The sequence below is a fragment of the Streptomyces shenzhenensis genome (assembly GCF_021462265.1).
GTDB classification, from domain to species: Bacteria; Actinomycetota; Actinomycetes; order Streptomycetales; family Streptomycetaceae; genus Streptomyces; species Streptomyces shenzhenensis.
In genome coordinates, this window is record NZ_JAJONF010000005.1 from 96,704 (window position 1) to 123,281 (window position 26,578).

A 26,578-nucleotide genomic window follows, 5' to 3' on the forward strand; every position below is an offset into this window, starting at 1 on the left:
GCCGTGGTGCGGAGTGATCGGATCGGTGCAGAGCCCGCAAGACCCCGTGGGCGTCGGTGGTGGCGGCCCGTCCTCGCGGCGGCCGCGACCATCGCCCTGGCGGCGGGCATGATCGTGCCCGCCGCCGCGGCGCAGGACGTCGGCGCGCGGGCCCCCGCCGCGGCCGCCCCGCAGCCGCACACCGTGAGTCTGGACGGCTACTCGTTCCTCGTCGACGGCAGGCGCACCTACCTGTGGTCCGGCGAGTTCCACTACTTCCGGCTGCCGAGCCCGGACCTGTGGCGCGACATCTTCCAGAAGATGAGGGCCGCCGGCTTCAACTCCACCTCGCTGTACTTCGACTGGGGATACCACTCGCCGAAACCGGGCGTGTACGACTTCACCGGGGTGCGGGACGTCGACAAGCTCCTCGACATGGCCCAGGAGGCCGGGCTCTACGTCATCGCGCGCCCGGCGCCGTACATCAACGCGGAGGTCGACAGCGGCGGCCTGCCCGGCTGGCTGACCACGAAGGCCGGCGACAACCGCAGCGACGACCCGCGGTTCCTGAAGTACGCCGACGAATGGCTGACGCAGATCGACCGGATCATCGCCCGCCACCAACTCACCAACGGCACCGGGTCGGTCATCGCCTACCAGGTCGAGAACGAGTACTACAACGGCTCGGCCGCCGGCCGCTCCTACCTGCGGCACCTGGAGGACAAGGCACGCGCCGACGGCATCACGGTTCCGCTGACCGGCAACAACAACGGCACCTTCAACTCCGGTACCGGCGCCCTCGACGTCGACGGCCCCGACTCCTACCCGCAGGGCTTCGACTGCTCCAACCCCTCGAAGTGGAACGGCGTCCCCGACATCAGCTACGACCACCCGGCCGGAAAGCCCTTGTACTCACCGGAGTTCCAGGGCGGCGCCTTCGACCCCTGGGGCGGACCGGGCTACGACAAGTGCGCCCAGCTGATCAACGACCAGTTCGCCGACGTGTTCTACAAGCAGAACATCGCCGTCGGCACCACCGCGCAGAGCTTCTACATGACCTACGGCGGCACCAACTGGGGCTGGCTGGGCATGCCGGAGAACTACACGTCGTACGACTACGGGGCCGCGATCCGGGAGACCCGCCAGCTCGATCCGAAGTACTACGAGGACAAACTGATCGGGTACTTCACCCAGTCGGTCGCCCCGCTGACCAAGACCGAGGCGATCAGGGCCACCCCGCCGGACGACTCCGCGGTCGTGGACACCGCCCGGATGAACCCCGACACCGGGACGCAGTTCCACGTCCTGCGGCACGGCGACTCGACGTCCACCGCGGTCGACAAGACCCACATCTCGCTCGACTTCAACGCCCAGCCCGCCGCGGACACCACCTACACCTGGGACGACCCCGACTCCGCGCTGCAGTACGCCGGTTCGTGGTCGCACGTGGCCGACACCAGCTACACCGGCGGCGACTACAAGCACACCGAGTCGTTCTCGAACAAGGCCGGTGACTCGCTGACCGTCCCCTTCGACGGCACCGCGATCCGCTGGATCGGCTCGAAGACGAACAACCACGGTTACGCGGACGTCTACCTCGACGGCACCAAGGCGGCGACGGTCGACGACTCCGGCGGCGAGAGCCAGGCGGTGCTCTTTCAGAAGACCGGCCTGGCACCGGGGGCGCACACCCTGAAGATCGTCGTCGACGGGACCCACAGCCCGGCGTCGACGGACGACTACGTGGCCGTCGACGCCATAGACGTGCCGACGGCCGACGCCGCGCAGCAGCCCACCTACCCGGTCGTGCCCCAGCAGCCCGGCACCGCGATCACCCTCGACGGCCGCGACTCGCACGTCATCGTGGCGAACTACCGGCTCGGGGACGCGCAGTTGCAGTACTCCACGTCGGAGATCATGACCAGCGCGACGATCGCCGAACGGGACGTCGCCGTGCTCTACGGGGACGCGGGCAGCGACGGCGAGACCGTCCTGCGCTACGCCTCCGAGCCCACCGTCACCGCCACCGGCGGCACCGTCACGACCACCTGGGACCCGGCCACCGGGGACCTGCGGCTGAACTACCCGCACAAGGGCCTGATCCGCGTCAGCGTCGACGCCGGCGGGAAACGCCCGCTCCTGCTGCTCGTCGGCGACAAGGCCACGGCGGAGACCTTCTGGCGCCAGGACACCGCGACCGGCCCGGTGCTCGTGCGCGGCACCCACCTGCTGCGGACGGCCACCAGCCTGGACGGCGGCCGCACCGTGGCCCTCACCGGCGACAACGCCGACGACAAGAACATCGAGGTGTTCACCTCCGCCGACCGCGTCACCTGGAACGGCAAGGCGGTGCGCGGCCAGGACACCGGCCCGGCGAGCCGTACCGGCACCATTCCGGTGGCCGCCGCGATCCACCTGCCGGCACTGACGAACTGGAAACACGCCGAGGAATCCCCGGAGTCGGCCCCCGGCTTCGACGACACCAGCTGGCAGGTGGCCGACAAGACGACCACCAACAGCGTCTCCGGCAGCGACTCGCCACCGGTGCTCTACGCGGACGACTACGGCTTCCACACCGGCAACACCTGGTACCGCGGCCGCTTCCGTACCACCGGCAAGGAGACCGGCGTCCACCTGGTCTCGGATTCCGGGGGAGGCGCGCAGGCCTTCTCCGCCTGGCTCAACGGCACCTTCCTCGGCAGTTCCACCACCGGCAGCGCGGACTTCGCCTTCCCGTCCGGCTCGTTGAAGTCGTCGGGTGACAACGTCCTCTCCGTGCTCACCGTGAACATGGGACACGAGGAGGACTACAACTCCACCAACGCCAACAAGACCGCGCGCGGCCTGACCAGCGCCTCCCTCCTCGGAGCGCCGCTGACCTCCGTCACCTGGCGGGTGCAGGGCGTGCGGGGCGGCGAGGAACTGCAGGACACGGTGCGCGGCCCGCTCTCGACGGGCGGCCTGTACGGCGAGCGGGCCGGCTGGTCCCTGCCGGGCTACCCGGACCGGAAGTGGACCCAGGTGTCCCTGCCGGCCACCGACACCCGCCCCGGTGTCTCCTGGTACCGCACCGACGCCGAACTGGACCTTCCGCACGGCCAGGACACCTCGCTCGGGCTGACGTTCACCGACGACCCGTCCCGCAAGTACCGCGCCACCATCTTCGTGAACGGCTGGCAGGTCGGCAACTACGTCAACTACCTCGGCCCCCAGCACACCTTCCCCGTGCCCGACGGCATCCTCGACCCCAACGGCCACAACAGCATCGCCATCGCGGTGTGGAACCTGGACGGCAGCACCGGCGGACTCGGCAAGGTCGCGCTGACCGACTACGGCAGCTACGCCTCGTCCCTGCGTGTCGCCCAGAACGAGAGCCCGCGCTACGACGCCGCGAAGTACGCGATGCCGAAGCGGCCGGGAGCGGACGTCACCCTGGAGGTGCCGGACACCGCTCAGCCCGCCCGGGCCTTCACGGCCTCGGCGACGCTGCGGGTGCCGAAGGACCGCCCGTCCGCCTCCCGCCTGACGGCCTCGCTCTCCGCACCCGACGGCTGGACCGTGACCGCCACGAGCCCCGCCTCGGTCCCGCGCGTACGACCGGGCGCCACGGCCACCTTCACCTGGCGGGTCCAGCCGCCGGACGGGACCCTGCCGAACGCCTCGGCGCTCACCGCCACCGTCGACTACGTGCAGAGCGGACGGCGGGTCACCGGCGGCGACGAGCGCATCGTCGGCGGCATCCCGCCCGTCCCGCCGGCCGGCGAGAGCGCGGTGAGCGACCTGCCGTTCCTGTCGGCCACCAACGGGTGGGGCCCGGTGGAGCGTGACACCAGCGTCGGCGAACAAGCCGCCGGGGACGGCCGTGCGATCACCATCGCCGGCGTCGGTCACGCCAAGGGCCTCGGCACCAACTCGGTCAGTGACGTCCAGCTCTACCTCGCCGGAACCTGCTCCCGGCTGACAGCCGAGGTCGGTGTCGACGACGAGACCGGGGGAGCGGGTACGGTGACGTTCTCCGTGATCGCCGACGGCAGGACGCTGGTGACCACGCCGACGATCCGGGGCAGACAGGCCGCGGTCCCGATCGACGTCGACGTCAGCGGCGCCCAGGTGCTGGACCTCAGGGTCGGCGACGCCGGCGACGGCAACGGCAACGACCACGGCGACTGGGGGACACCGACACTGACGTGCGGCTAGCCGGACGCCACGCCGGGCACGGTCACGCCGACCGCGCCCGGCGTGGCCACCGGGACGAGGCCTCGCGCGACGCGGAACCCGCGAGCGAGCGCCGCCAAGTCGGTGGCTTCCAGTGCAACGGACGCGGAATCGAGGGCACTTCACGATGTCCGTTCTCCTGGCCGAGTTGTCCGTTTCCGAGGAGGCGGCCGGGCAGACGGTCTGCGCACCGCGAAAGTACGGCCTCGACCGGGTGGGTGTGAAAAGGGCAATGGGGGGCGCAGTGGTGTTTTCTGTCCCGCCGTCTCGCCGTGGGCGAGGGGCGGGCGGGCAGGTCGACCCGCCGGGGGAAGCAGGGGCGGCCCGGGTGCGGCGGGGTAGTGTGTTCGAGACTCGAACAGTTCACTGAAGATGGAGCCGATGAACGTGTCGACTCGCGGCAGACGGTTGCGGAGCCGAGCCGCCACAGCAGTCTTCGTCTGCGCGATCACCCTGTTACCCGGCCCGAGTTACGCGACCCCGGGCGAACCCGATCCGCGCAACGGCCAGTCGATCGAGGACATCCACGACGAGTTGAACGGCCTCTACCGCCAGGCGGAGGTGGCGACCGAGGCGTACGACGCCGCCGGTGTGAGGGCGGCCGAGCAGGAGAAGCGGCTGGCGTCGCTCCACAAGGACCTGGCCCGCACCGAGGGCAGGCTGAACGATCTGCGCGACCTCGCGGGTGCGGCCGCCCGTACGCAGTACCGCGGGGGCAATCTCGACTCCACGGGTATCCAGTTGCTGCTCGGCGACCATCCCGAGCACGCCCTGGACGACGCGTCCCAGGCCCGCCAGGCCCTGCGCGACCTGGTCACCGTGTCCGAGCGGCAGCAGAGCGCCCGCGCGGAGCTGACCCGGCAGACGGACACCGCCGCCGAGAAGCTGCGGGAGCTGAAGAAGACCCGTGCGGACAAGGCGGACGCGAAACGGAAGATCGAGCAGAGGATCGCCGAGGCCGAGCGGATCGAGGCGGGACTCAAGAAGGAACAGACCCGCAAACTGGCCCAGTTGGAGGAGAAGGAGGCGCAGCAGGCCAAGTCCAAGTGGGCCGGCCTCAGTTCCGGCGGAACCTCGACGGGGACCGGCTCGGGCGCCGGCACGACGAAGGCGAGCGGAGCGGCGGCGAAGGCCGTCGACTTCGCGTTGGCGCAGATCGGCAAACCGTACGTGTGGGGCGCCGTGGGCCCCTCGTCGTACGACTGCTCGGGACTGACCTCCACCGCGTGGGCGGCGGCCGGGCACCCCATACCCCGCACCTCACAGGCGCAGTGGCAGGGACTGACCCGGGTCGGCCTGGCCTCCGTGCAGCCCGGAGACCTGATCATCTACTACGACGCCACCCACGTGGGCATGTACATAGGGGGCGGGCGGATCGTCCACGCTCCGCGGCCCGGACGCACGGTCACGATCGCCCCGGCCGCCTCCATGCCCATCCTCGGTGTCGTCCGACCCGGAGTCTGAGCGGATGACCTCCTCACTGACCCCTCGTGACGAGGGGAACCTGCCCGCGCTGAGCGCACCGCCGCTGGTCCGGCTCGACGCCTATGTGGCCGAGGACGGGTCGACGGTGGTCAACGGCCATCTGCTGGAGATGGCCGGCACGCGGCCCCCCAACGAGGCGATCCTCGACGCGATCGCCATGTTCGCCCGCACCCTGCGGGCCCCGGTGGCGGCCACCGTCATCGACCGTACCGTGCTGCAGGTGGCACGCCTGCGGGTCTACCCCGACGGCTCCAGCCGGACCATCGCCGAGGAGGAGGACCTGCCGCCCGGGCGCGAGCGTACCGCCGCGGAGGAGGAGGCGTTCCCGCCGCTCGCCCGCGTCGAACGCATCATCCAGCACGCGCAGCGCGGGGAACTGCACGCCGCATCGGTCCTCGCCAGCGCGCTGCGGGAGCACCTCACGCTGCGCAGGGGCGCGGAGGACGAACTCTCGCTGGAGGCACGGGCCATCGAGGCGTACCTCGCGTATCAGCGCGGCGACTACATGGTCTCCACCGTCCTCGCGCTGACCGTCGCCCGCATCCGCTGCCGGACCGACCTGACCCGGGCCGCACCCGAGGTGGCCCGCGCCACCGCGGCCTGGCAGCGGCTGACGGACGACGGGCAGGTGGCCACCCGGGGGCAGGAACTGCTGCACATGTGGGAACACCTGGCCGCGGAGGGCTTCCTGCTGGAACCGGCCCACCAGGCCATGGCCCAGGCCGTCCGGAGCCGGCTCGAACGGGGCAACAGGCCCGTACCGGCCCCGGCGACGGCACCGGCGGTGACCGCGGGCCATGGGCCGGCCGCCCCCGAGGACACGCCTCTCAGCCCCACCCGCCGGGGACTGCGCCGATTCACCCGGCGACCGGGCCGGTCCGCCGAGTCACAGCCCTAGGGAGCGTCAGCGGTCCTGGGGCGGCACGAGCCCGCCGGCGAACGCCTTGATCCTTGACGGCGGAGCGGTCCTCGCAGGCTCCGCGCGCGTCAGGACCGCCGGTGCTCAGTAGGCGTGGTGCACCTGCCAGAACGCCCAGGCCTGGCAGGGGCTGCCGTAGGTGGTGTTCATGTAGTTGAGGCCCCACTTGATCTGCGTGGCCGGGTTGGTCTGCCAGTCGGAGGCGACGGAGGCCATCTTGTTGCCGGGCAGGGCCTGGACGAGGCCGTAGGCGCCGGAGGAGGGGTTGACCGCGAGGTAGTTCCAGGTGGACTCGTGATCCACGATGTTGCTGAAGCACTGGAACTGGCCGCTGCCGACGATCTGCGCGGCGATCGCCTTGATCTGCGCCACGGTGTAGGAGCTCCGCACCGGAAAACTGGCGGTGGGGTCACCGGCCGCGGCCTTGGCCGCCGCGTGCTCCTTGGCCGCGGCCTGCTTGGCCTTCGCGGCCTTGGCCGCCGCCGCCCGCGCGCTCTGCTCGGCGTCCTTCCTGGCGCTCACGTCCGCCTGCACGGCCATGGCGTCGGCCTGCTGCGTCAGCGACGCCGTCTGCACCTGCGCCTGCTGCCCCGTGGGGAGGTCCGCGAGGAGGGTGGCGTCGGGCGCCGTCGCCTCCGCGTCGTTGTTCTGCGCGCTGCTGCCCGAGGCGACACCGACGACACTTCCCACAGCGGTGACCGCCGTGGCCGACACCACCGCGATCCCCCGGACCGATATGCGGCTCACGCGCTTCTCTTCCTTTTCGCCCGGGCCACCGTGTGCGGCGGTCGACGGAAGCATCTCGCCGGTTGGGCACGGCGGTTGGAACACTCTTGCGCGTCGGCGCGGCCGACGCAATGCCGTAGGGAGTGCGGATCCTCACATCCCCGCGGCGCCGGAGCCACGGACCCGCGGCCCGCCCCGACGGGCGACGCGGGCAGGTGTGAACGAACGGTCCGGGAAGCCGTCGCGTAAAACCCCTCGCGGCGTGGGGCGTTGCTCGGGGCCTCGGACACTCCTCGGACCTTGGCCGACGCGCACGTGTCCACCACCATGGGCGGCAATGAACAGTGAGGTGAACCCGGTGCCGGGCTCGGGACCGAGGCGGGTTGTCGGGCTCGACGCCGGCGGCACCCGGACCCGTGCCGTCCTCGCGGACGCCGGTGACGGGCGCACGCTCGGGGAGGGCGTGGCCGGGCCGGGCAACGCGCTGACCGTCCCTGGGCCGGAACTCGCCGATCACCTGGCCGAGGCGGTCGCGTCGGCCGTCCCGGAGGCGGAGCGCGCGTATGTCGCCGCCGTCGTCGGCGGTTTCGCGGGGGCCGCCCGGGCTCCCGAGGAGGAGCCCGGGCGGATGCGGGCGCGGGCCGCTCTGACCGCCGCGCTGACCCGGCTGGGCATCGGCACCGAGACGGTCGAGGTCTACAGCGACATCGAGGCGGCTTTCGCCGGCGCGCCCGGGCGGCCGGCCGGCGGACTCGCCCTGGTGGCCGGCACCGGCGTGGTCGCCGCGCGGATCGCCGGGCGTGTGCTGGCCGCCACCTCCGGCGGTGACGGCTGGCTGCTCGGGGACGACGGCGGGGGCCACTGGATCGGGCGTGAGGCGGTACGGGCGGCCCTGCGGGCGGCGGACGGCAGGGGTGGACCGACGGCACTGACGACGGCGGTCGGGCGGGCCCTGGGTGTTCCGGCGAGCGTGCTGCCACCGGGCGGGAGTGACTCCTGTGCGCCCTGGGCCGACGGCAGGACCTGGGCGCCCGCCCCGCGGGCCGCCTACCGCGCCCGTCTCCTGCCGGCCGTGATGGACCGCCCGCCGGTACGGCTGGCCGACCTCGCCCCCCTGGTGCCGCGGGCGGCGGCGGAGAAGGACGCGGTCGCCGCGGCCATCCTCCAGGAGGCCGCCGCTCATCTCGCCGGGACGGTCGCCGCGTTGGGTCCCCGTCCGGGGGAGGCCCTGGTCGTCACGGGCGGACTGGTCGCCCCCGACGGCCCGTTGCTGACCCCGCTCACCGAACGGCTCGCCCACCTCGACCTCACCATCACCCCGGTGACGGACGGCCGGGCGGGCGCCGTTGCGCTCGCGCAGCGGCTCGCCACCGGCCGCCGGCCGGCAAAGGCCCCGTGACCACCGCGCCGCTGGACGAGCGGGTCGGCGGCCTCGCTCCCGCATGGCCCCGCGCGGCAGGGCCGTGCCGCCGGGGGAGGTTCAGCGCGGCCGCCGCGACTTCACCGCGTGCAGGCCCGCGATGTGATCGGTCAACGCCAGTGCGGCGCTGGCCCGTTGGTAGGAGAGCTGGGCGACCCGCACGTACAGGCAGTCGATGAGGACCAGTACCGAGTGGCGGGCGCCGATGATGCCGGTGGGAAAGCTCGTCTCCGAGGTGGACGAGATGAGCCGGATGTCGGCGGCGCGGGCGAGCGGCGAACGCGGGTCGGCGGTGAGGGCGATCGTCGTCGCGCCGCGCTCCTTGGCCGTCTGGAACGGCTCGGTCGTCTCACGGGTCGCCCCGGAGTGGGAGATGCCGATCGCGACGTCGGCGGGGGTGAGCAGGGCGGCCGAGGTGGCCGCGGCGTGCACCTCGGTCCAGCCGCGCACCGAACAGCCGATCCGGAACAGCCGGGTCTCCGTCTCCTGCGCCACCGCACCGCTGCCGCCCACGCCGTAGACGTCGATCCTGCGGGCTCGCGCCATGGCCTGCGCGGCCCGCTCGACCGCGTCCAGGTCGATCCGGTCCAGGGTCTGCTGGACGGCCCGCAGATCCGCGGTGCCGACGACCTTCACGACCCGCTCCAGGCTGTCGTCCGGGGAGATGTCCGGACCGATCTCGGCCGTGCCCCAGTCGGAGACCTCGCCGCGGCCCCGCTCCTGCGCCAGCGCGATCAGCAGGTGCTGGTAGGAGTCGAGGCCGACGGCCTGGCAGAAACGGGTCACGGTCGCCTGGGAGGTGCCGGTGCGGCGGCCCAGCTCCGCGGCCGAACAACGGGTGACGGCGGCCGGATCCGCCAGGATCAGCTCGCCGACCTTCCGCAGGGAGCCGGCCAGGCGCGGCAGCTCGGTCCGGATGAGTGTGGTGACGTCGGTCGAGGGCATGCACTGAAGGTAACAGCCACCTATACAGCGTCAGTTGAGTACCTGGACCGCAGCGGGGCGCCCTTCCGCCGCCTACGGTGTGCCTGATTTGTCGATTCACCGAGGGAGGTTGATCCGGGATGGTTCACCCAGCGGTCGGCCTTCGTCCCGGTGGCTCACCTCGGTTGTCCCGGTTGTTCCCGGCAGTGGGGAGTGCGTAGGTGTCCGTCGAGTCCGCCAACGAGTCCGGGACCGAGCCGGTGACCGCCGAACGCTTCGCCCGCGAGGGCCTCGCGGCCCTCCACCGCCTCACCGAGTCCGCCCGCGCCGACGTGACCCGGGCCGCCGGACTGATCGCCGACTGCGTCCGCGCCGACGGCGTCGTCCAGGCCTTCGGTACCGGACACTCCCAGGCGACGGTCCTCGAGATCGCGGGCCGCGCGGGCGGGTTGGTGCCCACCAACCGGATCAGCATCGCCGACCTCGTCCGCTACGGCGGCGCGCCCCCGGGCGTCCTCGACGACCCGCTCCTGGAACGCGAGCCCGGCGTCGCCGCCCGCCTCTACGACCTCGCCGCCCCGTACCCCCAGGACCTCTTCGTCATCATCTCCAACTCCGGGGTGAACAACGTGATCGTGGAGATGGCCCTGCACGCCAGGGAACACGGCCACCGGGTCCTCGCCCTCACCTCCCTCGCCCACACCAGGGCGGTCCCCGCCGGTCACCCCAGCGGCAGGAAGCTCGCCGACCTGGCCGACGTGGTCCTCGACAACGCGGCCCCGCGCGGTGACGCTCTCCTCTCACTCCCGGGCGGCGGCGCGGTCTGCGCGCTGTCCACGCTGACCGGGGTCATGCTCGTGCAGATGGCGGTGGCCGAGGCGGCCGGCCTTCTCCTCGCCTCCGGCGACCACCCCCCGGTCTACGTCTCGGCCAACGTGCCGGGCGGCTTCGAGGGCAACCTGGAACTGGAGAAGCGGTACGCCGGACGGATCCGGCGCACCGCGAGCTGACCGGCACGTCAGCCGACCGGCGGGCGACGGCCGCCGTGGGGGAGGCCGAGGCCAAGGGCGCGGGGGACCTCTGGAGCGGCAGGTCCCGGGCCCACGAGCCGGCCGACCGGGCGCCTTGCGCAGCGCACGGTTGCACGCCTCGACGCGCCCCGGTCCGCGAGCGCGACACCGGCTACGCCGGACGCTCCCGACGCCCCCGGCGCCTGCTCAGCAGGTGACTCCTTTCCGGCTCCGGCTGGTGGGAGTCCTTCCGGGCTCAGCCGGTGGGCGCCTTGTGGGCTCAGCCGGGGCACCTTGCGGGTCCGGCCGGTGGGGGTCCTTCGCGGGCCGGCTGGTGGGAGTTCTTCCGGGCTCAGCGGGTGGGCGCCTTGTGGGCTCAGCCCGGGCACCTTGCGGGTCCGGCTGGTGGGAGTCCTTCCGGGGCCAGCCGGTGGGCGCCTTGTGGGCTCAGCCGGGGCACCTTGCGGGTCCGGCTGGTGGGGGTCCTTCGGGGTCCGGCGGGTGGATCTCTTCCGGGCTCAGCCGGCGGACCCCTTCGGCCCCCACCCAGACCCCTTCGGCTCCCACCCGGACCCCTTCGGCCCTCGCCCGGGACCCGTCCTGGCCTGTGTCTTCTTCGCGGCCTCGGTGAGAGCGGGCTGGAGTCGGCGGGCGGCGTCGACGTGGTCGTCGGTCCAGATGATCCGGACCGCGACGGGGGTGGCCCGGCCCCGGGCGTCACTGAGTTCGGTACGGACGGACTCCACGAGCCGCGTGGCACCCTCCGGCTGGAGCGGCACGGCGCCGGGCACGGGCGAACGGCCGGTGAGGCTCGCGGCGAAGGCGTGGTACCAGTCGGTGACCAGGGCCGCCGATCCGAGTACGGCGCGGTGGGCGTCGGCCCGGACGGCCTGGCCGCGTGCCCGGTCCTCGCCCTGCCACAGGGAGACGACGGCGTCGGCGGCCAGCCGCAGCCCGACGACCCCGTTGACGAGGGCGGTCGCGCAGGACAGCGACATTGGCTTGGCGCCGAGTTCGGCCAGGTAGTTGCGGAACGCGTCATCGAGGCGACGGGCGGCGGCGGCCGCCGCCCGGCTCCGCGGGCCGGGGTCGACGGGGTGGCCGTCGCCGAGGGCGTACCCGACGGCGTCCCCGAGGTAACGCGCGCTGTCGTCGTACGCCTCGGCGAGCGCCCTGTGGACGGCGCCCCGGGCGCCGCGCGGCCAGAAGAACGCGGCCACGACCACACTGACCAGGCACCCCAGTGCGATGTCCTGGACGCGCAGCAGGGCGATGTGCCAGTTCGGGTCGTGGCCGATGTTGAACAGCACCACCAGCGTGACGGTGAACGCGGCCTGCCCGGCGGCGAAGGAGACGGCTGCGGGCGCGATCCCGGCGAACAGGACGGCCACGGGGAGCACGAACCACAGGGCGGTGCCGTGGTGGCCGAGAAGATGCAGCAGTGCGGCGCCGACCACGGACCCGGCCAACGTGCCGAGGACGGCGCGGACGGCGTTCTGCCCGGTGCTGAGGGCGTTGGAGCGCAGCACGGACAGGGTGCCCAGCAGCACCCAGAAGGAGTGCCCGACGCCCGTCAGCCCGGCCAGGAACACGGCGATGCCGAGGCCGACGGCGCCGCGCAGGCTGTTGTGCAGCCACACCGAGTCGGGCCTGAGATGGGTGACGGCCCGTTCGCGGGCGGAGGCGAGGGGCGCGGCCAGCGCGCCCGGCTCGCGGCCGAGCAGCCGTTCGGGCCAGCTGCGCTGCCAGGCGGTGGCCGCCATGTCGACGTTGTCGGCGATCTGCAGCACGGCGAAGCCGAGCTCCTGGGCGCGGAAGGACACGTCGAGCGTGGCGATGAACCCGTAGACCTCCGCCGTGCCGGTGCCGTCCGGATGCCCGGCGGGCACCCGGACGGTGGAGCTGTGCTCCATCGCGGCCAGGGCCGCCCGCAGTTCCTTCCCGCGGGCCCGCAACGGGACAGTGTCCCCGTTCAGGTCCGTGAGCAGGTCACAGGCCGCCTCCAGGACCCCGGCGGCGGCGCGGCGCACGGTGTACGCGGCCGGATCGCACGCCGGGGGCTCGTCGGTGTACTCGGACCGGTCCACGAGGACGGCGCACAGCCAGGTCAGCTCGTCCACCAGCCGGACCACGGCACGTGAGGTCGCGGACAGGCCGGTGGGGCGGTACGGGGTGGCCTCGAAGGCGCCGCGGAGGTCCGCGCCGGTCCGGGCGGTGTGCTCCGCTCCCAGCCGGCACCGTTCGGCGTGGGACCCCGGCCCGTCCGGGCCCGGCAGGCCCGCGCGGATACGCAGATACCCCGCGGCGGCACGGCAGACGGCGGCCGCCGGGGCGCTGAGCGGTTCGGCGACGGGACGCGGCCACAGCAGGGCGACGGCAGGCAGCGCGACCGCCGCCGCCAGGCCCGCGCCGGCGAGCCGCCCGGGCAGTTGCGACAGCGCCGCCGGGGCGCTGACCGGCAGCACGAAGGCCAGCAGGAGCGCCGTCGAACTGCCGGCCAGGACGGAGCTGACCACGCCGGCGAAGAGGACCGCGAAACCGGTCACGACCGTGGCCGCCACGGCGAGCCAGAGCCGTTGCGCGGCCAGCGTGCCGAGGCAGATGAGCACCAGCCACGCCACCGCGAGCGCCGCCTGCGCCCGCAGCCGCTCCACCATCGGCCCGGAGTAGTCCACCAGCAGCAGCATCGAGAACGAGCCGAACGCGGCGTAGCTCGCCATCGCCGGGGAGTGCAGCACCTCGGTGCACAGGGCGAACAGGGCGGGCATCACCAGTGCCGTCCGCGCGGCCCGCCGGGTCGCCGCGAGGTCCGGGTCCTGGCCGCGCAGCCACGTCACCCAGCGTGGTGCCCGCCCCGACATGTCCACCTCCCGCCGGCCCCGGGCAGCCGGCCCCGCCGCCGCACCGCGCACACCACCCATATGCGGCCACCACCGGGCCGACCGCAACATTTGCCTGGAGGCTGAACGACTCCCCGCGCCCCCGGCCTCCCGCCCTTCCCCGCGCCCCCGGCGCGCGCCGCCGCGGCGACGCGCAGCTCCGTGCTCAGCGCACCGGGAAGCCGAACGAGTACCCCTGTTCCTTCAGCCACGGCAGCACCTCTCGCAGGGCGGCCACCGTCTCGGAACGGTCGCCGCCGGCGTCGTGGAAGAGGATGGTCGGCCCGTTCGGCATCTCCTCCTTGACGGTGGCCACGATGGCGGCCGTCCCGGGGCGCTCGAAGTCCTTCGAGTCGACGTTCCAGCCCAGCGGCCGCATGCCGTGCGAGGCGGCGAGCTTACGGCTGTAGGGGGTGAAGGCGCCGCCCGGCGCGCGGTAGTAGAGCGGCCGTACGCCTCCGGACGCCTCGGTGATCATGCGCTCGGCGTCGAGGATCTGCCGGGACTGGTAGGCCTCGGACTTGGTGTCCATGGTGACGTCGTGGGAGACCGTGTGGTCGCACAGCCGGTGACCCGCCGCCACCACCGCCTTCACCAGGTCCGGGTGCGCCTGCGCCTGCGGTCCGATCATGCAGAAGGTGGCCTTCACGCCGTACTCCTTGAGCACCTGGAGCACCTTGGGGGTCCAGACCGGGTCCGGTCCGTCGTCGATGGTGATGTTCACCCCCCTGGTGCCCCGGTCCGAGGCGTGCGCGATCTCGGCCGACACCGAGGCCGGGGCCGGGGCCGGGGCCGGGGCCGCCTTCGGAGCGCCGTGCCGCGCCGAGGTCCCGGCTTTCGCATGCCCGTCGACGGGTCCGGCCTGCGCGGTCCACAACGAGGCGGCCACGGTCACGGCTGTGATCCCGAGCGCCGCCGCGACCACCTGGCCGTACCATCCCCGTCCGCCGTGCCGCGCCATGTCCGCCCCGTTCCTGGTAGTCGAGTCCATCTCGTGCACCCGTCAGGACGGATAACGGAGGGCACCGGATCCGTCCGTTACCGATCACGGACAATTCCGCGAGAGTTCTGCGACAGGCGCTCTGCCAGACCTTTAACGCGGAGGAGGGCGAACGGTGTTGGCCGTCCCTCCGCGAAGGGCACAGGGTGTTGACGAGGCCGCGCGCCCGCCCTGGACACCCGGAAGTCCCGGCCGCTGTGCGGCGGTTGCCGGCGTCCTGTTTCCCCCCGACCGGTAGTACCGGAACGCAGGCCTGCCGCCTCGCCATGCGGTGCGCGGCGAGGCGGGCGGAAATGGCAGCAGACTCCCACCGGGCCCCGGCCACCCACCGCGACCGTCTCACCCCGGCACAGTCCGGAACGCGAGCCACCGTTCGCGGTGATCACATGGAGATGTCCCGAAGTACTCGGGGGGCCTACCTCCGGGCGGCCACGGCCCTCGAAACTGTCAACCGTCAGCCGGCGATGGCCTGTTCGGCCCTGGAGTCCCAGCTCAGACACCTGCCGCAAAGTAGGTCGCGGGTAGCCAGCCGGGCCCCGTTTCCCCGTTCTCTGCGTCGTCGTTGGCCTGAGCGAGTGATCGAGGCCGAAGGGGCGGGCGTGCGGCAAGAGTGGTCGCCAGAGGAGCTGTTGGCGAACTGGACGCTGGTAGACGGCGACTGGGCCTTGGTGGCGAACAAGAGCGGGACCACTCGGCTCGGCTTCAGTCTCTTGCTGAGGTTCTTCGAGCTGGAAGGCCGGTTCCCGGAAGTGCCGGAGGAGGTTCCACCGGCTGCGGTGGAGTTCGTCGCCCGTCTGGTGAAGGTCCCGGCCACCGACTTCGCGAAGTACCCGCTGGTCGGCCGGACTGCCGAGTACCACCGCAAGCAGATCCGCGAGGCCCTGGGCTTTCGGCCTTCGACGGTCGCGGACGAGAAGGCGCTGGTCGAGTGGCTGGCTGTGGAGGTCTGTCCGGTCGAGCTGGTGGAGGACCGGCAGCGCGAGGCCCTGCTGGTCGAGTGCCGGGCCCGGAAGATCGAGCCGCCGGGCTGCACCCGGGTCGAGAAGGTCCTCGTTGCGGCGCGCGGCAAGTGGGAGAGGACGTTCTGCAACCGCACGATCGTTCGTCTCGGTGAGGCGGGCACGGCCTGGCTGCTGTCCTCGGTGGCCGAAGCCAACGTGGCGGGTACCGCGCTGCTGGCCGCGCTCAAGCGCGATCCGGGCGCGGTCGGCCTGGACTCCCTGCTGACGGAGATCACCAAACTCAACGACGTGCGCAGGTTCGGGCTGCCCGACGGGCTGTTTGCGGACTGCTCGGAGAAGCTGGTGGCCGCCTGGCGGGCACGGGCGATCAAGATGTACCCCTCGGACTTCCGCGACACGAGTGAGGACGTACGGATCACCCTGCTCGCGGCGCTGTGCTCGTCCCGGCAGGCGGAGATCACCGATGCCCTGGTGGACCTGTTGGTCGCTCTGGTCCACAAGATCAATGCACGGGCCGAACGGCGGGTGGAGAAGCAGCTCACCGCCGAGTTGAAGAAGGTCCGCGGCAAGGAAGGCATCCTTTTCAAGCTGGCGATGGCCGCCGTTGACAAGCCCGACGAGGTCGTACGCCGGGCCCTGTTCCCGGTGGTCGGGGAGAAGACGTTGCGGGAGCTGGTGGCCGAGGCGAAGGCGAACGAGAAGGTCTTCAAGGCCAAGGTCCGCACCACGCTCCGGTCGTCGTACACCTCGTACTACCGGCAGATGCTGCCGCCGCTGCTGAACACCCTGGGCTTCATGTGCAACAACACCGCGTACCGCCCGGTGACGGACGCGATGAAGCTGTTGAAGAAGTACGCCGACGTCGACGGCAAGACCCGCTTCTACGACGTCGGCGACGAGGTGCCGATGGACGGCGTGGTGCGCAACTGGCGCGAGGCGGTCGTCGACGAGCGGGGCAAGGTCGAGCGCATCCCGTACGAGCTGTGCGTTCTGGTCGCGCTGCGGGACGCCGTACGGCGCCGGGAGATTTACGTCGAGGGCGCCGCCCGCTGGCGCAATCCGGAGGACGACTTGCCTGGCGACTTCGAGGCCACCCGCGCCGTGCACTACGCCGCGATCCGCCAGCCGCTGAACCCGAGGGCGTTCATCGCGGACTTGAAGAAGCGCATGACTGCGGGCCTGGACCAGGTGTCCGGCGCGCTCGCGGACGGCTCGGCGGGCGGGGTGAAGGTCACCACACGCAAGGGCGAGCCGTGGATCACGGTGCCGAAGCTGGAGCCGCTGGCCGAGCCCACCGGCCTGGCGGCCCTCAAGGAGGAGGTCGCACGGCGTTGGGGCGTCCTGGACCTCCTGGACGTGCTGTAGAACGCCGACTTCCTCACCGGCTTCACCGAGGAGTTCTCCTCGGTGGCCGCCTACGAGCGCATCGAGCGGGACGTCCTCCAGCGTCGCCTCCTGCTGGCCCTCTTCGCACTCGGTACGAGCATGGGCATCCGCGCGATCGTGGCCACCGGCGAACGCGGTGAGAGCGAGGCCGCGCTGCGGCACGTACGACGGCACTTCATCACCGTCGACAACCTCCGAGCCGCCGTCACCAGACTGGTGAACGCCACCTTCGCCGCCCGCGACACCGCGTGGTGGGGCACCGGTACTGCCTGTGCCTCCGACTCGAAGAAGTTCGGATCCTGGTCCAGCAACTTCATGACCGAGTACCACGCCCGCTACGGCGGCAACGGCGTGATGATCTACTGGCACGTCGAGCGGAAGAACGTCTGCATCTACTCCCAGCTCAAGAGCTGTTCGTCGTCCGAGGTCGCGGCGATGATCGAGGGCCTGCTGCGGCACTGCACGGACGCCGAGATCGAGTCGAACTACGTCGACACCCACGGTGCGAGCGTGGTCGGGTTCGCCTTCACCGAACTACTGAACTTCCGCCTGCTGCCGCGGCTGAAGAACATCGGCAACATCCGCCTGTACCGCCCGGACGACACCCCGCCCGGCTGGCCGGCGCTCGGTGCTTCGCTGACGCGGCGGATCCGCTGGGAGCTGATCGAGCAGCAGTACGACCAGATGGTGAAGTACGCCACCACGCTCCGCCTCGGCACGGCGGAGGCCGAACAGGTGCTGCGGCGCTTCATCCGAGGCCGCCCCAAGCACCCCACCTACCAGGCTCTCGAAGAACTCGGCCGCCTGATGCGCACCATCTTCGCGTGTGACTACTTGGCCAGCCCCGGCTTGCGCCGCGAGATCCACGGCGGGCTACAGGTCGTGGAGAACTGGAACAGCGCGAACACCGTGCTGCACTACGGCAAGGACGGCGCTCTGACCGGCCCGGACAAGGAGCACGCCGAGACCTCGATGCTCACCCTGCACCTGCTCCAGTCCGCGCTCGTGCACGTCAACACCCTGCTGGTTCAGCAGGTCCTGGCCGAACCGGCGTGGGCGAAGAAACTGAGCGACGAGGACCGGCGCGGCCTGACCGCGCTGTTCTGGTCCAACGTCAACCCGTACGGCACCTTCCGCCTCGACATGAACAAGCGCCTCGACCTGGGGCCAGCCGTGACAGTGCCCGGCCCCCGTGCCACGGTTGATGCTGCCGAACGGTCCCCTCTTGACATGCGATGACCGCCTGAAGGGTGCAGAACAAGCGAAGGTTACTCATGCGCGGCGCCCGGAGCGTTTGCTTCACTTGTAGATCGTTTTTGTCCAGCTAACCCCCGGGACCGCGCTGGTCCGAAAGGAGAGGTACCTGATGGTCAGGCCAACGCTGCCTGTGGAGGTCCCCCCGACTCGCCGTGTCTCTGAAGGCGGATACACGCTGCATGGCCGGCGCTACGAGGACCCGTATGTCTGGCTGGAACGGCTCGACGACGGCGAGACGGTCGACTGGATCGCTGCCCAGGAGGCGGTCACCCGCGCGGTGCTCGACAGCGTCCCCGGCCGCGAGGGTCTGCGCGCTGCCGTCGCCCGTTCCACTCGCTACGCGCGGCTGTCCCCGCCGATCCCTGCGGGCCGGAACGGGCGCACTTTCCATTGGCAGGCCGGTGCCGACGACGAGAAGTCCGCCCTGATGATGCGCCGTTCGACCGGTGCCCCAGCAGAAACCGTGATCGACCCGGGCGCTTGGCCGGCCGGCGACGTCCTGGTGTTCGCCGAGCCGTCCCCCGACGGCACCCTGGTGGCACTCGGCCGGGCCGGCGGTGGCACCCATGGCGCAGTGATCCATGTCCTCGACGTCGAGACCGGCCAGCTGCTACCCGAGCGACTGCGGGGCACCGACCACGGCTCGGTCGCCTGGCGACCCGATTCGTCCAGCTTCTTCTACACCGCCTATCCCGAGCCCGGCGAAGTCCCACCCGACGAGCAGGCGTACTGGCACGCCGTCTACGAGCACCGGATCGGCTCGGACACCCCGGCCCGCAAGGTCTTCGGGGACGATCGCGACAAGGACCACTGGTGCACCGTGGACGCCAGCGAGTGCGGCCGGTACGCGGTCATCACCGTGTGGGACTTCGTGCACGCCAACGACGTCACTTTGCTGCGTCTCACCGACGACGAGCTGATTCCGGCGGCCACCGGAATGCGGTCGGTCAACCAGGTGCAGGTGATCGACGACTCGGTGCTCGTATGGACCGACCTCGACGCGCCGCGCGGACGCCTGTGCACTGCTCCCCTCACCGAACCGACCGCGTGGCGCACGCTTATCCGAGAAGGCCCGGACATCATGCAGACCGTCACCGGGATCGGAGGCCGCCTCTACGCCGTCTACTCGCACGCCGCCTCGCACCGGGTGGCCGTCCACGCCGAGGACGGCACTCATCTGCGGGACCTGGCGCTCCCGTCCCTTGGCTCGGTCAACCGGAACGAGGGGGTGGGCGTCGTCAGCGGTGTCACCGGCTCCTGGCACGGCGACGACGTATGGGTGGCCTTCACCTCGTTCGTGCAGCCGCCGTCGGTCTACAAGTACGACTACGCACAGGACCGGCTGGAGCCCTACCACGTACCCGATGCCGGCCTCGACCCGGCCGCGTACACCACGCAACAGGTCTGGTACGAGTCGGCCGACGGCACCCCCGTGTCGATGTTCCTCATCTACCGCACCGACCTGCCGCGCGACGGACGGCGACCGGTCCGGCTCAGCGGCTACGGCGGCTTCAACATCCCCGTAGAACCGCGCTTCTCAGCCGTCAGTGCCGCCTGGCTCCAGCTCGGCGGAGTGCTGGCCCACGCCAACATACGCGGCGGCGGCGAATACGGCCGTACCTGGCACGAGGCAGCCGTCGGCATGCGCCGGCAGAACGCCTTCGACGACTACATCGCCGCGGCCCGCCATCTGGTCGCCACCGGATGGACGACCCCAGAACGGATCGCCTCGCGCGGCAACAGCAACGGCGGCCTGCTGGTCGCCGTCACCGCACTGCAAGCACCCGACGCGTTCGGCGCCGTCTACTGCCGCACGCCCCTGCTCGACATGCTGCGCTTTCCAACTTTCCCCAACCTCAGTGGCACCACCGTTGAATACGGCTCGCCAGACGACCCCGACGAGTGCGCCTACCTTGCCGCCTACTCGCCCTACCACAACGTACGGCCCGACCGCCGCTACCCGGTGATCGCGATCGCAACGGCACTCAACGACCGCACCGTACCGCCATATGACCCGCTCAAGATGATCGCGGCCCTTCAAACCGACGCCGCGAAGGGCGGCCCCTACATCCTGGTGCCGCTGCGTGACTCCGGCCACGGCGGAGGAACCACCCTGTCGGCCCTCATCGAGCAGGACGTCGACGAGCTGAGCTTCCTCTACTGGGCGCTCGGCATCCCAGCGCGGCCGAGATGATCGGTGGTTGATCAGGCCGAGACGGACCCCCGCGCTCGAAGAGCCGGGGGTCCGTCTCCCGCCCCACTGTTTCATGGGTTGTTGCAAGCGACTGGACGTCTGAAACGTCCTCATGAAACAGTCCGGGGTCGTGAGCGACGACTTCAAGCGCGTGGAATCGCACGACTGCCCGATGTCCACCTGCGCCGCCCCCGCGGGGTCCCCATGCCGGACCGGCAAGGGCAAGGTGGCCATCCAGTACCACACCGCCCGCTTCCGCCTCGTGCCCCAACTCGCCAAGACGCTCAGCGTGCCGACCCCCGGCGTACGCAAGCCGGGCTCGGCATGGACCGAACTGCCCCGGCCCGTGTGCGCCGACGCCGAACCGGTCGGACACGTCCGCCTCGGCTACGCCCGCGCCTCGACCGCCCGGCAGTCCCTCGACGCACAACTCGACTCCCTCAGCGAAGCCGGGGTCACCCGGATCTTCTCGGAGAAGATCTCCACCCGCGCCGCCAAGCGTCCCGAGCTGGAGGCCGCCGTGAAGCTCGCCGGAGAGATCCGCTCCTCCGGCGTTGCCGTCGCCCTCGTCGTGCACGAGCACAAGCGCCTTGGCCGCGGCATCGAACTCGCCATGCTCGCCGAGGAGCTGAGGGCGAGCGACGTCGGCCTGGAGTTCCTCAGCGGAGAGCTGAAGGGCTCGCACGATCCTTCCGGAATCGTGTTCACCGTGCTCGCGGCCATGTCCGGCATGGAACGCGAGTACATCCGCGACCGCACCCTCGATGGCCACGAGTCCGCCCGCAAGCGCGGCAAGACCATCGGCGGCGCGGGCGTCACCGACGAAGACATGCTGTCCATGGCCCTCCACCTACGTGACCAGGAGATGAGCCTGCGCGACATCGCCAAGCGGCTCGTCATCACGGCCGGCACGAAGAAGGGCCAGCACCCCTCACCCGCCACCGTCATGCGGATGCTGCGCGAGCACGACGAAAAGGTCGCCACGGCCGCGAGCTCGTGATCCCCGCTACTTTGCGGCTGGTGTCTGAGCCAGGACTCCAAGGCCTGTTCGAGCAGCGTGTGCGCCCAGAGTCCGAGGGAGCAGTCATGAGATCGCGCCTCCGATCGCGCCTCCAGTGGATCGACGTTCGGGGCGAGCACGCCGTTGTCGCACGCACACGCGCGTACGGAGCCGAGATCCTGGTCAAGTTCCTCGTCCTGGTCGGCCTGGTGTACATGCCGGTTCTGCTTTTCCACTGGGGTGAGTGGATTCCGTTCGCCGTGGCCGGCCTCTACCTGTTCTGGGAGCTGGGCCGTGTCAGCAGCGCGCTGGGCGAGCTCGCCGGCCTCTGGAACGACCGGCGCCAGGAGCGGCGGGAGCCGGCCCGAAGCGACGTCCTCGACTGACCGGGCCCGGCTCAGCCCGGCCCACCGACGTCCCGGACCAGCTCGATCGCCCGCCCCAGCGTGGTGAGCCGGTCCTCCAGGGTCTCGCCCGCCGGGTAGAGCCGGACGGTGTCGACGCCGGCGTCACGCCACACCGCGAGGCGCTCGCGCACCATGGCCTGCGTGCCGATCAGCGTCGTACCGAGCACCATCTCGTCGGTCACCAGCGCGGCCGCGCCGTCCCGGTCGCCGGCCTGCCAGCGGTCGCGCACCTCGGCCGCGACCTCGGCCCAGCCCTGGCGGCTGTAGGCGCTGTTGTAGAAGTTGGTGGACGCCGAGCCCATCCCGCCGAGACTGAAGGCGAGTTCCTTCTTGCGTCCGGCGACCATCGCCCCGAGCGCCTCCTCGTCGGGTGCGAAGGCGACCTCGGCACCCTGGCAGACGTCCAGGTCCGCACGGGTACGACCGCTGCGGGCCAGGCCCTCGTCGAGGTGGGCGAAGTAGGCGCCGGCGGCGCCCTCGGGCACGAAGCTGGTGCCCAGCCAGCCGTCGGCCACCTCTCCGGTCAGCCGCAGCATGGCCGGGGAGAGAGCGGCGAGGTAGACGGGGATCTCGTGCTCGGCGCGCATCGACAGCCGCATCGGGACGGCCTCACCGCCCGGCAGCGGCAGGGTGAACTCCGTGCCGGAGTAGGAGAGCCGGCCGCCGCCGGCCACCTGCCGCACGATCTCCACCGTCTCGCGCATGCGCCGCAGCGGCCGGGCGAAGGGGACACCGTGCAGTCCCTCGATCACCTGCGGGCCGGAGGCGCCGAGACCGAGCAGGAAACGCCCGCCGGACAGGTTGGAGAGGGTGATGGCCGTCTGGGCCACGGCCGTCGGTGTCCGGGTGCCGAGCTGCATGATGCCGGAGCCGAGCAGCATGCGGTCGGTGAGCGCCGCGTAGTAGCCGAGCGCGGAGGGCGCGTCGGAACCCCAGGCCTCGGCGACCCAGCAGACGTCCAGGCCCAGCTTCTCGGCCTCGACGACGAAGTCGCGCTGCTGGGACCAGTGTTCGCCGCCCGAGGCCTCGATCGTGGTGGCCGTCCGCATCACGCCTCCGCCCGCCGCTTGATCTGCGCGAGGGTGGCGGTGATGCCACGCTCGAACTCCCGCAGCCGTACGAACACGATCTTCTGTTCCTTGTCGGGCATCCGGTCGATGGCGACGGACAGTCCGGAACGCCCCGGACCCAGCTGCATCCACTGCGACAGAGCGGTCCCGCCGTCCTTCGGGCGGAGCCGGAACCGCCAGACCGCGGAGGGTTCGGACGGATCCTGCACCGCCCAGGCGAACACCGACTCCGGCTCGTACTCGATCACGTGGGAGGTGGTCTCCCACTTCCCGAACGCCTCGTGCTCACTGCGGCCGACGAACCTGGTCCCCACCGCCGGACCGGCGGCTCCGTCCAGCCAGGCGACCGACCGGAGCTCCTCGCTCATGTCCGGCATCAGTTCGATGTCGCTGACCAGCGCCCACACCGTGGCCGGTGGGGCGTCGATCCAGGTCTCCGCCTCGACCGTGGGTGTGTCCGCGTAGCGCGCGCCCGTCCACTCCAAGATCCAGCCTCCTTGCCGTCCGCGTTCCTGACCTCAAGAGTTGCTAAATGAGACTCACCCTGTCAAGAGAGCACGGAAGGGAGCGGGAGACAAGAGCCCCGCCGCGCTCAGCCGGTGCCGAACCGCCGGCGGACGTCCGGCCGCTGCCGGAGCCGCTCGGGGTACCCGGGGCCCATCCGCATCGAGGTCTCCTCGGACCTGAGCGGCGTACGGCACAGGGAGCAGACGACCTCGGGCACGGTGTCGTGGTCGCAGGCCTCGTGATGGAACACCACGGGCACGCCCCGCTCCCCGGCCAGCCAGCGGTCGCCCCACGCGGACATCGCGGCCAGCACCGCGAACAGGTCCCGCCCCTTCTCGGTCAGGACGTAGTCGTAGCGCGGCGGCTCGGCCTCGTACTGCCGTTTCTCCAGGATCCGCTCGTCCACCAGGAGGCGCAGCCGGTCGGTCAAGGTGTTGCGGGCGATGCCCAGTTCCCGCTGGAACTCGTCGAAGCGGCGGATGCCGTAGAACGCCTCCCGCACCACGAGCGGCGTCCAGTGGTCACCCAGCAGATCGACGGTCCGCGCGATGGAGCACGGCCACTTGGCGAACGACGTCCGTTTCATGCCTCCACGATATCGAGTCTTATGAAGAAACTCAGCTGACGGTTGCGTTTCCGGTGACGGCGAGCGACCGGACACGGTCCGTTCGTGGTCATCGGCCGTACGCACCGCGAACCCCACGGGATGTGGACGGCCCGCGCAGGCCACAGCATGAAGCGAGGGCCGGTCCGTCCGCCGGGCCCCGAGCCGTGAATCGAGGTGTACGACCATGAGGATCGAGGGATCGGTCGCGCTGGTGACCGGAGCGAACCGGGGGATCGGGCTGGCGTTCTGCCGAGCCCTGCTGGGCCGGGGCGCGGCCAAGGTGTACGCGGGCGTACGGCGGCCGGAGGACTTCACCGTGCCGGGGCTGGAGCCGCTGCGCCTGGACGTCACCGACCCCGGGCAGATCGAGGCCGCGGCGCGGACGGCGTCCGACGTGAACATCGTGATCAACAACGCGGGCATCCAGGCCGGGCCGAGCCTGCTGGAGGGCTCCCTGGACGGTGCGCGGCAGGAGCTGGAGGTGAACTATCTCGGCACCTGGGCCGTCGCGCGGGCCTTCGCGCCGGTGCTCGCCGCCCATGGGGGCGGTGCCCTGGTGAACATGCTGTCCGTGGCGTCGTGGCGGTCGACCAGGCGGTTTCCCAGCTATGCCGCGTCCAAGGCGGCGCAGTGGTCGCTGACCAACGCGTTGCGGGTCGCGCTGCGGGAGCAGGGGACGCTGGTCGTCGGCGTGCACGTCGGCTGGGTGGACACGGACGCCACCGCGGGGATCGACGAGCCGAAGACGGATGCGGCCGAGGTGGCCGCGCAGACCATGGACGCGATCGCCCGCGACGAACCCGAGGTCCTGGTCGACGACGTGGCCCGCCAGGTCCGGGCCGCGCTGTCCGGCCCGCTCGATCTTCTCTACCCGACCGGCTGATCGCGCGGCCCGATCGTGCGACGGTGGAGTCAGCAGATCGACCCGACACAACGGTGAGGTGGAGCCATGCAGACCGACTTCGACGTCGTCGTCCTGGGAGCCGGGCCGGGCGGCTACGTGGCCGCGATCCGCGCCGCCCAGCTGGGCCTGCGCACGGCCATCGTGGAGGGCCGCTTCTGGGGTGGGGTCTGTCTGAACATCGGCTGCATCCCCGCCAAGGCGCTGCTGCGCAACGCCGAGGTCGCCCAGCTGATCCTGCACGACGCGGACAAGTTCGGTGTGAAGATCAGCGGTGAGGTGGGCCTGGACTACCGTGCCGCCTACGAGCGCAGCCGGGTGGTGGCCGACGGGCGCGTCAAGGGCGTCGGCTACCTCATGCGCAAGAACAAGATCGAACAGTTCGAGGGGCAGGGCACCTTCCTCGACCCGCACACCCTCCAGGTGCGCATGACGGACGGCGAGACGACGCTCTCCTTCCGCTCCTGCATCATCGCGACCGGCTCGACCGTGAAACTCCTGCCCGGCACGGCGCTGGGCCGGCGCGTCGTCACCTACGAGGAGCAGATCCTCTCCGACACCCTCCCGTCGAGTCTGATCATCGCGGGTGCCGGGGCCATCGGCGTCGAGTTCGCCTACCTGCTGCGGTCGTACGGCGTCGACGTCACGCTGGTGGAGTTCCTGGACCGGATCGCCCCGCTGGAGGACGAGGAGGTCTCGGCCGAGCTGACCAGGCGCTTCAAGCGGCAGGGGATCCGGGTCCTGACCTCCACCGCCGTGCGGTCCATCGAGGAGACCGAGGACAACGTCCGCGTGACGGTCCGCTCCGGCGACTCGGAGCAGGTCCTGGAGGCGGAGAAGGTCCTGCAGGCCACCGGCTTCCAGCCGCGGACGGCCGGCTACGGGCTGAACAGCACCGGCGTACGGCTCACCGAGCGCGGTGCCATCGACATCGACGGGTTCTGCCGCACCAGCCAGCCGCACATCTACGCCATCGGCGACGTCACGGCGAAGCTGATGCTCGCGCACACCGCCGAGGCGATGGGGGTCGTCGCCGCGGAGAGCATCGCCGGCGCGGAGACCATGGAGCTCGACTACCGCATGATCCCGCGCGCGACGTTCTGCCAGCCGCAGATCGCCAGCTTCGGCTGGACCGAGGCCGAGGCCCGCGCCCAGGGCTTCGACGTGCGCGTGGCGAAGTTCCCGTTCACCGCCAACGCCAAGGCGCACGGCTTCGGCGACACGGTGGGGTTCGTGAAACTCGTGAGCGACGCCCGGTACGGCGAACTGATCGGCGGCCACCTGATCGGACCGGACGTGACGGAGCTCCTGCCCGAGCTGACGCTCGCCCAGAAATGGGACCTCACGGTGCATGAGCTCGCCCGGAACGTGCACGCCCATCCGACACTGAGCGAGGCGGTCCAGGACGCCCTGCACGGGCTCGCCGGCCACATGATCAACCTCTGACGGGGGCGGTACCGGCAGGAACGCGCCGAGCGGGGGAACCGACCTCCAGGCGCGGGAGAGTGGCGGGGAAGCTGGCGGGCAGGTGCCGGTCGCGGCGTACCCGGCGATGTGGCCGAGCACCGCGCCGGAACGGCGAAGACGAACACGCCGCCTACCGGCGAGAGGGAGCCGCGGTTCCCCGGGCCGCTCTCCGCGGTGCCGGCCGCCGCTGCCGCGGAGGCGGAAGCGGAAGCGGGTACGGCCCAGGGCGGCCGGTGACGTCGTCTCGACCACGCTCGACACTC

Annotated in this window: 18 protein-coding genes and 1 pseudogene; 12 read left to right on the plus strand and 7 right to left on the minus strand. The window is 71.4% G+C overall.

The window, feature by feature from the left end:
- Positions 1-108: 108 nt before the first annotated feature.
- The 3 genes from LQ326_RS08960 to LQ326_RS08970 all read left to right on the plus strand — a co-directional run bounded on the left by LQ326_RS08960 (position 109) and on the right by LQ326_RS08970 (position 6,577).
- Positions 109-4,176 (plus strand): beta-galactosidase, encoded by a 4,068-nt coding sequence (locus tag LQ326_RS08960; RefSeq protein ID WP_268206830.1) that lies wholly within the window; start codon positions 109-111, stop codon positions 4,174-4,176.
- A 399-nt stretch (positions 4,177-4,575) separates the two neighbouring features.
- Positions 4,576-5,658: a C40 family peptidase gene (locus LQ326_RS08965; RefSeq protein WP_234534415.1), complete on the plus strand. Its 1,083-nt coding sequence runs from the start codon at positions 4,576-4,578 to the stop codon at positions 5,656-5,658.
- Between the two features lie 4 nt (positions 5,659-5,662).
- Positions 5,663-6,577: a hypothetical protein gene (locus tag LQ326_RS08970; protein WP_234534417.1), complete on the plus strand. Its 915-nt coding sequence runs from the start codon at positions 5,663-5,665 to the stop codon at positions 6,575-6,577.
- Between the two features lie 105 nt (positions 6,578-6,682).
- On the opposite strand, the gene LQ326_RS08975 is transcribed toward LQ326_RS08970, so the two are convergent.
- The gene (locus LQ326_RS08975; RefSeq protein WP_234534420.1) at positions 6,683-7,345 is read right to left on the minus strand and encodes an aggregation-promoting factor C-terminal-like domain-containing protein; all 663 of its coding nucleotides are present in this window, start codon (positions 7,343-7,345) and stop codon (positions 6,683-6,685) included.
- A gap of 316 nt (positions 7,346-7,661) precedes the next feature.
- Here LQ326_RS08975 and LQ326_RS08980 point away from each other — a divergent pair, with 316 nt between their 5' ends.
- Positions 7,662-8,723: a BadF/BadG/BcrA/BcrD ATPase family protein gene (locus LQ326_RS08980; protein WP_234534422.1), complete on the plus strand. Its 1,062-nt coding sequence runs from the start codon at positions 7,662-7,664 to the stop codon at positions 8,721-8,723.
- Between the two features lie 81 nt (positions 8,724-8,804).
- Here the strand turns inward: LQ326_RS08980 and LQ326_RS08985 are convergent, their stop codons facing one another.
- Entirely contained in the window at positions 8,805-9,689 is an 885-nt protein-coding gene (locus LQ326_RS08985) for a MurR/RpiR family transcriptional regulator (protein WP_234534424.1), read from the minus strand.
- 200 nt (positions 9,690-9,889) lie between these two features.
- On the opposite strand from LQ326_RS08985, the gene LQ326_RS08990 reads away from it, so the two are divergent.
- Positions 9,890-10,678, plus strand: a complete 789-nt coding sequence (locus LQ326_RS08990) for a sugar isomerase domain-containing protein (protein ID WP_234534426.1) — start codon at positions 9,890-9,892, stop codon at positions 10,676-10,678.
- A 518-nt stretch (positions 10,679-11,196) separates the two neighbouring features.
- On the opposite strand, the gene LQ326_RS08995 is transcribed toward LQ326_RS08990, so the two are convergent.
- Together LQ326_RS08995 and LQ326_RS09000 are read right to left on the minus strand one after the other, a co-directional pair.
- Entirely contained in the window at positions 11,197-13,539 is a 2,343-nt protein-coding gene (locus LQ326_RS08995; RefSeq protein ID WP_234534428.1) for an FUSC family protein, read from the minus strand.
- A gap of 184 nt (positions 13,540-13,723) precedes the next feature.
- Entirely contained in the window at positions 13,724-14,518 is a 795-nt protein-coding gene (locus LQ326_RS09000) for a polysaccharide deacetylase family protein (RefSeq protein ID WP_234534869.1), read from the minus strand.
- 503 nt (positions 14,519-15,021) lie between these two features.
- Between LQ326_RS09000 and LQ326_RS09005 the strand changes: the two genes are divergently transcribed.
- The 5 genes and pseudogenes from LQ326_RS09005 to LQ326_RS09025 all read left to right on the plus strand — a co-directional run bounded on the left by LQ326_RS09005 (position 15,022) and on the right by LQ326_RS09025 (position 21,742).
- Positions 15,022-16,884: a DUF4158 domain-containing protein gene (locus LQ326_RS09005; RefSeq protein WP_268206858.1), complete on the plus strand. Its 1,863-nt coding sequence runs from the start codon at positions 15,022-15,024 to the stop codon at positions 16,882-16,884.
- A 27-nt stretch (positions 16,885-16,911) separates the two neighbouring features.
- Positions 16,912-18,144, plus strand: a pseudogene (locus LQ326_RS09010) (transposase); the annotation flags it as partial.
- Between the two features lie 127 nt (positions 18,145-18,271).
- Positions 18,272-20,356 (plus strand): prolyl oligopeptidase family serine peptidase, encoded by a 2,085-nt coding sequence (locus tag LQ326_RS09015; RefSeq protein ID WP_234534434.1) that lies wholly within the window; start codon positions 18,272-18,274, stop codon positions 20,354-20,356.
- A gap of 130 nt (positions 20,357-20,486) precedes the next feature.
- A complete protein-coding gene (locus tag LQ326_RS09020) occupies positions 20,487-21,356 on the plus strand; it encodes a recombinase family protein (RefSeq protein WP_234534436.1) in 870 nt (289 codons plus the stop codon).
- 86 nt (positions 21,357-21,442) lie between these two features.
- Complete coding sequence (locus LQ326_RS09025; protein WP_234534438.1) at positions 21,443-21,742, plus strand: hypothetical protein; 300 nt, start codon at positions 21,443-21,445, stop codon at positions 21,740-21,742.
- A gap of 11 nt (positions 21,743-21,753) precedes the next feature.
- Here the strand turns inward: LQ326_RS09025 and LQ326_RS09030 are convergent, their stop codons facing one another.
- The 3 genes from LQ326_RS09030 to LQ326_RS09040 all read right to left on the minus strand — a co-directional run bounded on the left by LQ326_RS09030 (position 21,754) and on the right by LQ326_RS09040 (position 23,926).
- The gene (locus LQ326_RS09030) at positions 21,754-22,812 is read right to left on the minus strand and encodes an LLM class flavin-dependent oxidoreductase (RefSeq protein WP_234534440.1); all 1,059 of its coding nucleotides are present in this window, start codon (positions 22,810-22,812) and stop codon (positions 21,754-21,756) included.
- Complete coding sequence (locus LQ326_RS09035; protein ID WP_234534441.1) at positions 22,812-23,318, minus strand: SRPBCC family protein; 507 nt, start codon at positions 23,316-23,318, stop codon at positions 22,812-22,814. The genes LQ326_RS09030 and LQ326_RS09035 overlap by 1 nt, the downstream gene beginning before the upstream one ends.
- Before the next feature lie 107 nt (positions 23,319-23,425).
- Positions 23,426-23,926, minus strand: a complete 501-nt coding sequence (locus LQ326_RS09040; RefSeq protein WP_234534442.1) for a winged helix-turn-helix transcriptional regulator — start codon at positions 23,924-23,926, stop codon at positions 23,426-23,428.
- 205 nt (positions 23,927-24,131) lie between these two features.
- Here LQ326_RS09040 and LQ326_RS09045 point away from each other — a divergent pair, with 205 nt between their 5' ends.
- Both LQ326_RS09045 and lpdA read left to right on the plus strand, forming a co-directional pair.
- A complete protein-coding gene (locus tag LQ326_RS09045; RefSeq protein ID WP_234534443.1) occupies positions 24,132-24,830 on the plus strand; it encodes an SDR family oxidoreductase in 699 nt (232 codons plus the stop codon).
- A gap of 66 nt (positions 24,831-24,896) precedes the next feature.
- Positions 24,897-26,294 (plus strand): dihydrolipoyl dehydrogenase, encoded by a 1,398-nt coding sequence (gene lpdA / locus LQ326_RS09050; RefSeq protein WP_234534444.1) that lies wholly within the window; start codon positions 24,897-24,899, stop codon positions 26,292-26,294.
- Positions 26,295-26,578: the final 284 nt, after the last annotated feature.

Bases quoted from the DNA above. Each gene is read 5' to 3' on its own strand.
- LQ326_RS09030 (WP_234534440.1), bottom strand. From the start codon at position 22,812: ATGCGGACGGCCACCACGATCGAGGCCTCGGGCGGCGAACACTGGTCC.
- LQ326_RS08980 (WP_234534422.1), top strand. From the start codon at position 7,662: ATGAACAGTGAGGTGAACCCGGTGCCGGGCTCGGGACCGAGGCGGGTT.
- LQ326_RS09045 (WP_234534443.1), top strand. From the start codon at position 24,132: ATGAGGATCGAGGGATCGGTCGCGCTGGTGACCGGAGCGAACCGGGGG.
- LQ326_RS09040 (WP_234534442.1), bottom strand. From the start codon at position 23,926: ATGAAACGGACGTCGTTCGCCAAGTGGCCGTGCTCCATCGCGCGGACC.
- LQ326_RS09025 (WP_234534438.1), top strand. From the start codon at position 21,443: ATGAGATCGCGCCTCCGATCGCGCCTCCAGTGGATCGACGTTCGGGGC.
- LQ326_RS08960 (WP_268206830.1), top strand. From the start codon at position 109: ATGATCGTGCCCGCCGCCGCGGCGCAGGACGTCGGCGCGCGGGCCCCC.
- LQ326_RS08965 (WP_234534415.1), top strand. From the start codon at position 4,576: ATGAACGTGTCGACTCGCGGCAGACGGTTGCGGAGCCGAGCCGCCACA.
- LQ326_RS08995 (WP_234534428.1), bottom strand. From the start codon at position 13,539: ATGTCGGGGCGGGCACCACGCTGGGTGACGTGGCTGCGCGGCCAGGAC.
- LQ326_RS09000 (WP_234534869.1), bottom strand. From the start codon at position 14,518: ATGGCGCGGCACGGCGGACGGGGATGGTACGGCCAGGTGGTCGCGGCG.
- LQ326_RS09005 (WP_268206858.1), top strand. From the start codon at position 15,022: ATGGCCTGTTCGGCCCTGGAGTCCCAGCTCAGACACCTGCCGCAAAGT.
- LQ326_RS09015 (WP_234534434.1), top strand. From the start codon at position 18,272: ATGGTCAGGCCAACGCTGCCTGTGGAGGTCCCCCCGACTCGCCGTGTC.
- LQ326_RS08985 (WP_234534424.1), bottom strand. From the start codon at position 9,689: ATGCCCTCGACCGACGTCACCACACTCATCCGGACCGAGCTGCCGCGC.
- LQ326_RS08970 (WP_234534417.1), top strand. From the start codon at position 5,663: ATGACCTCCTCACTGACCCCTCGTGACGAGGGGAACCTGCCCGCGCTG.
- lpdA (WP_234534444.1), top strand. From the start codon at position 24,897: ATGCAGACCGACTTCGACGTCGTCGTCCTGGGAGCCGGGCCGGGCGGC.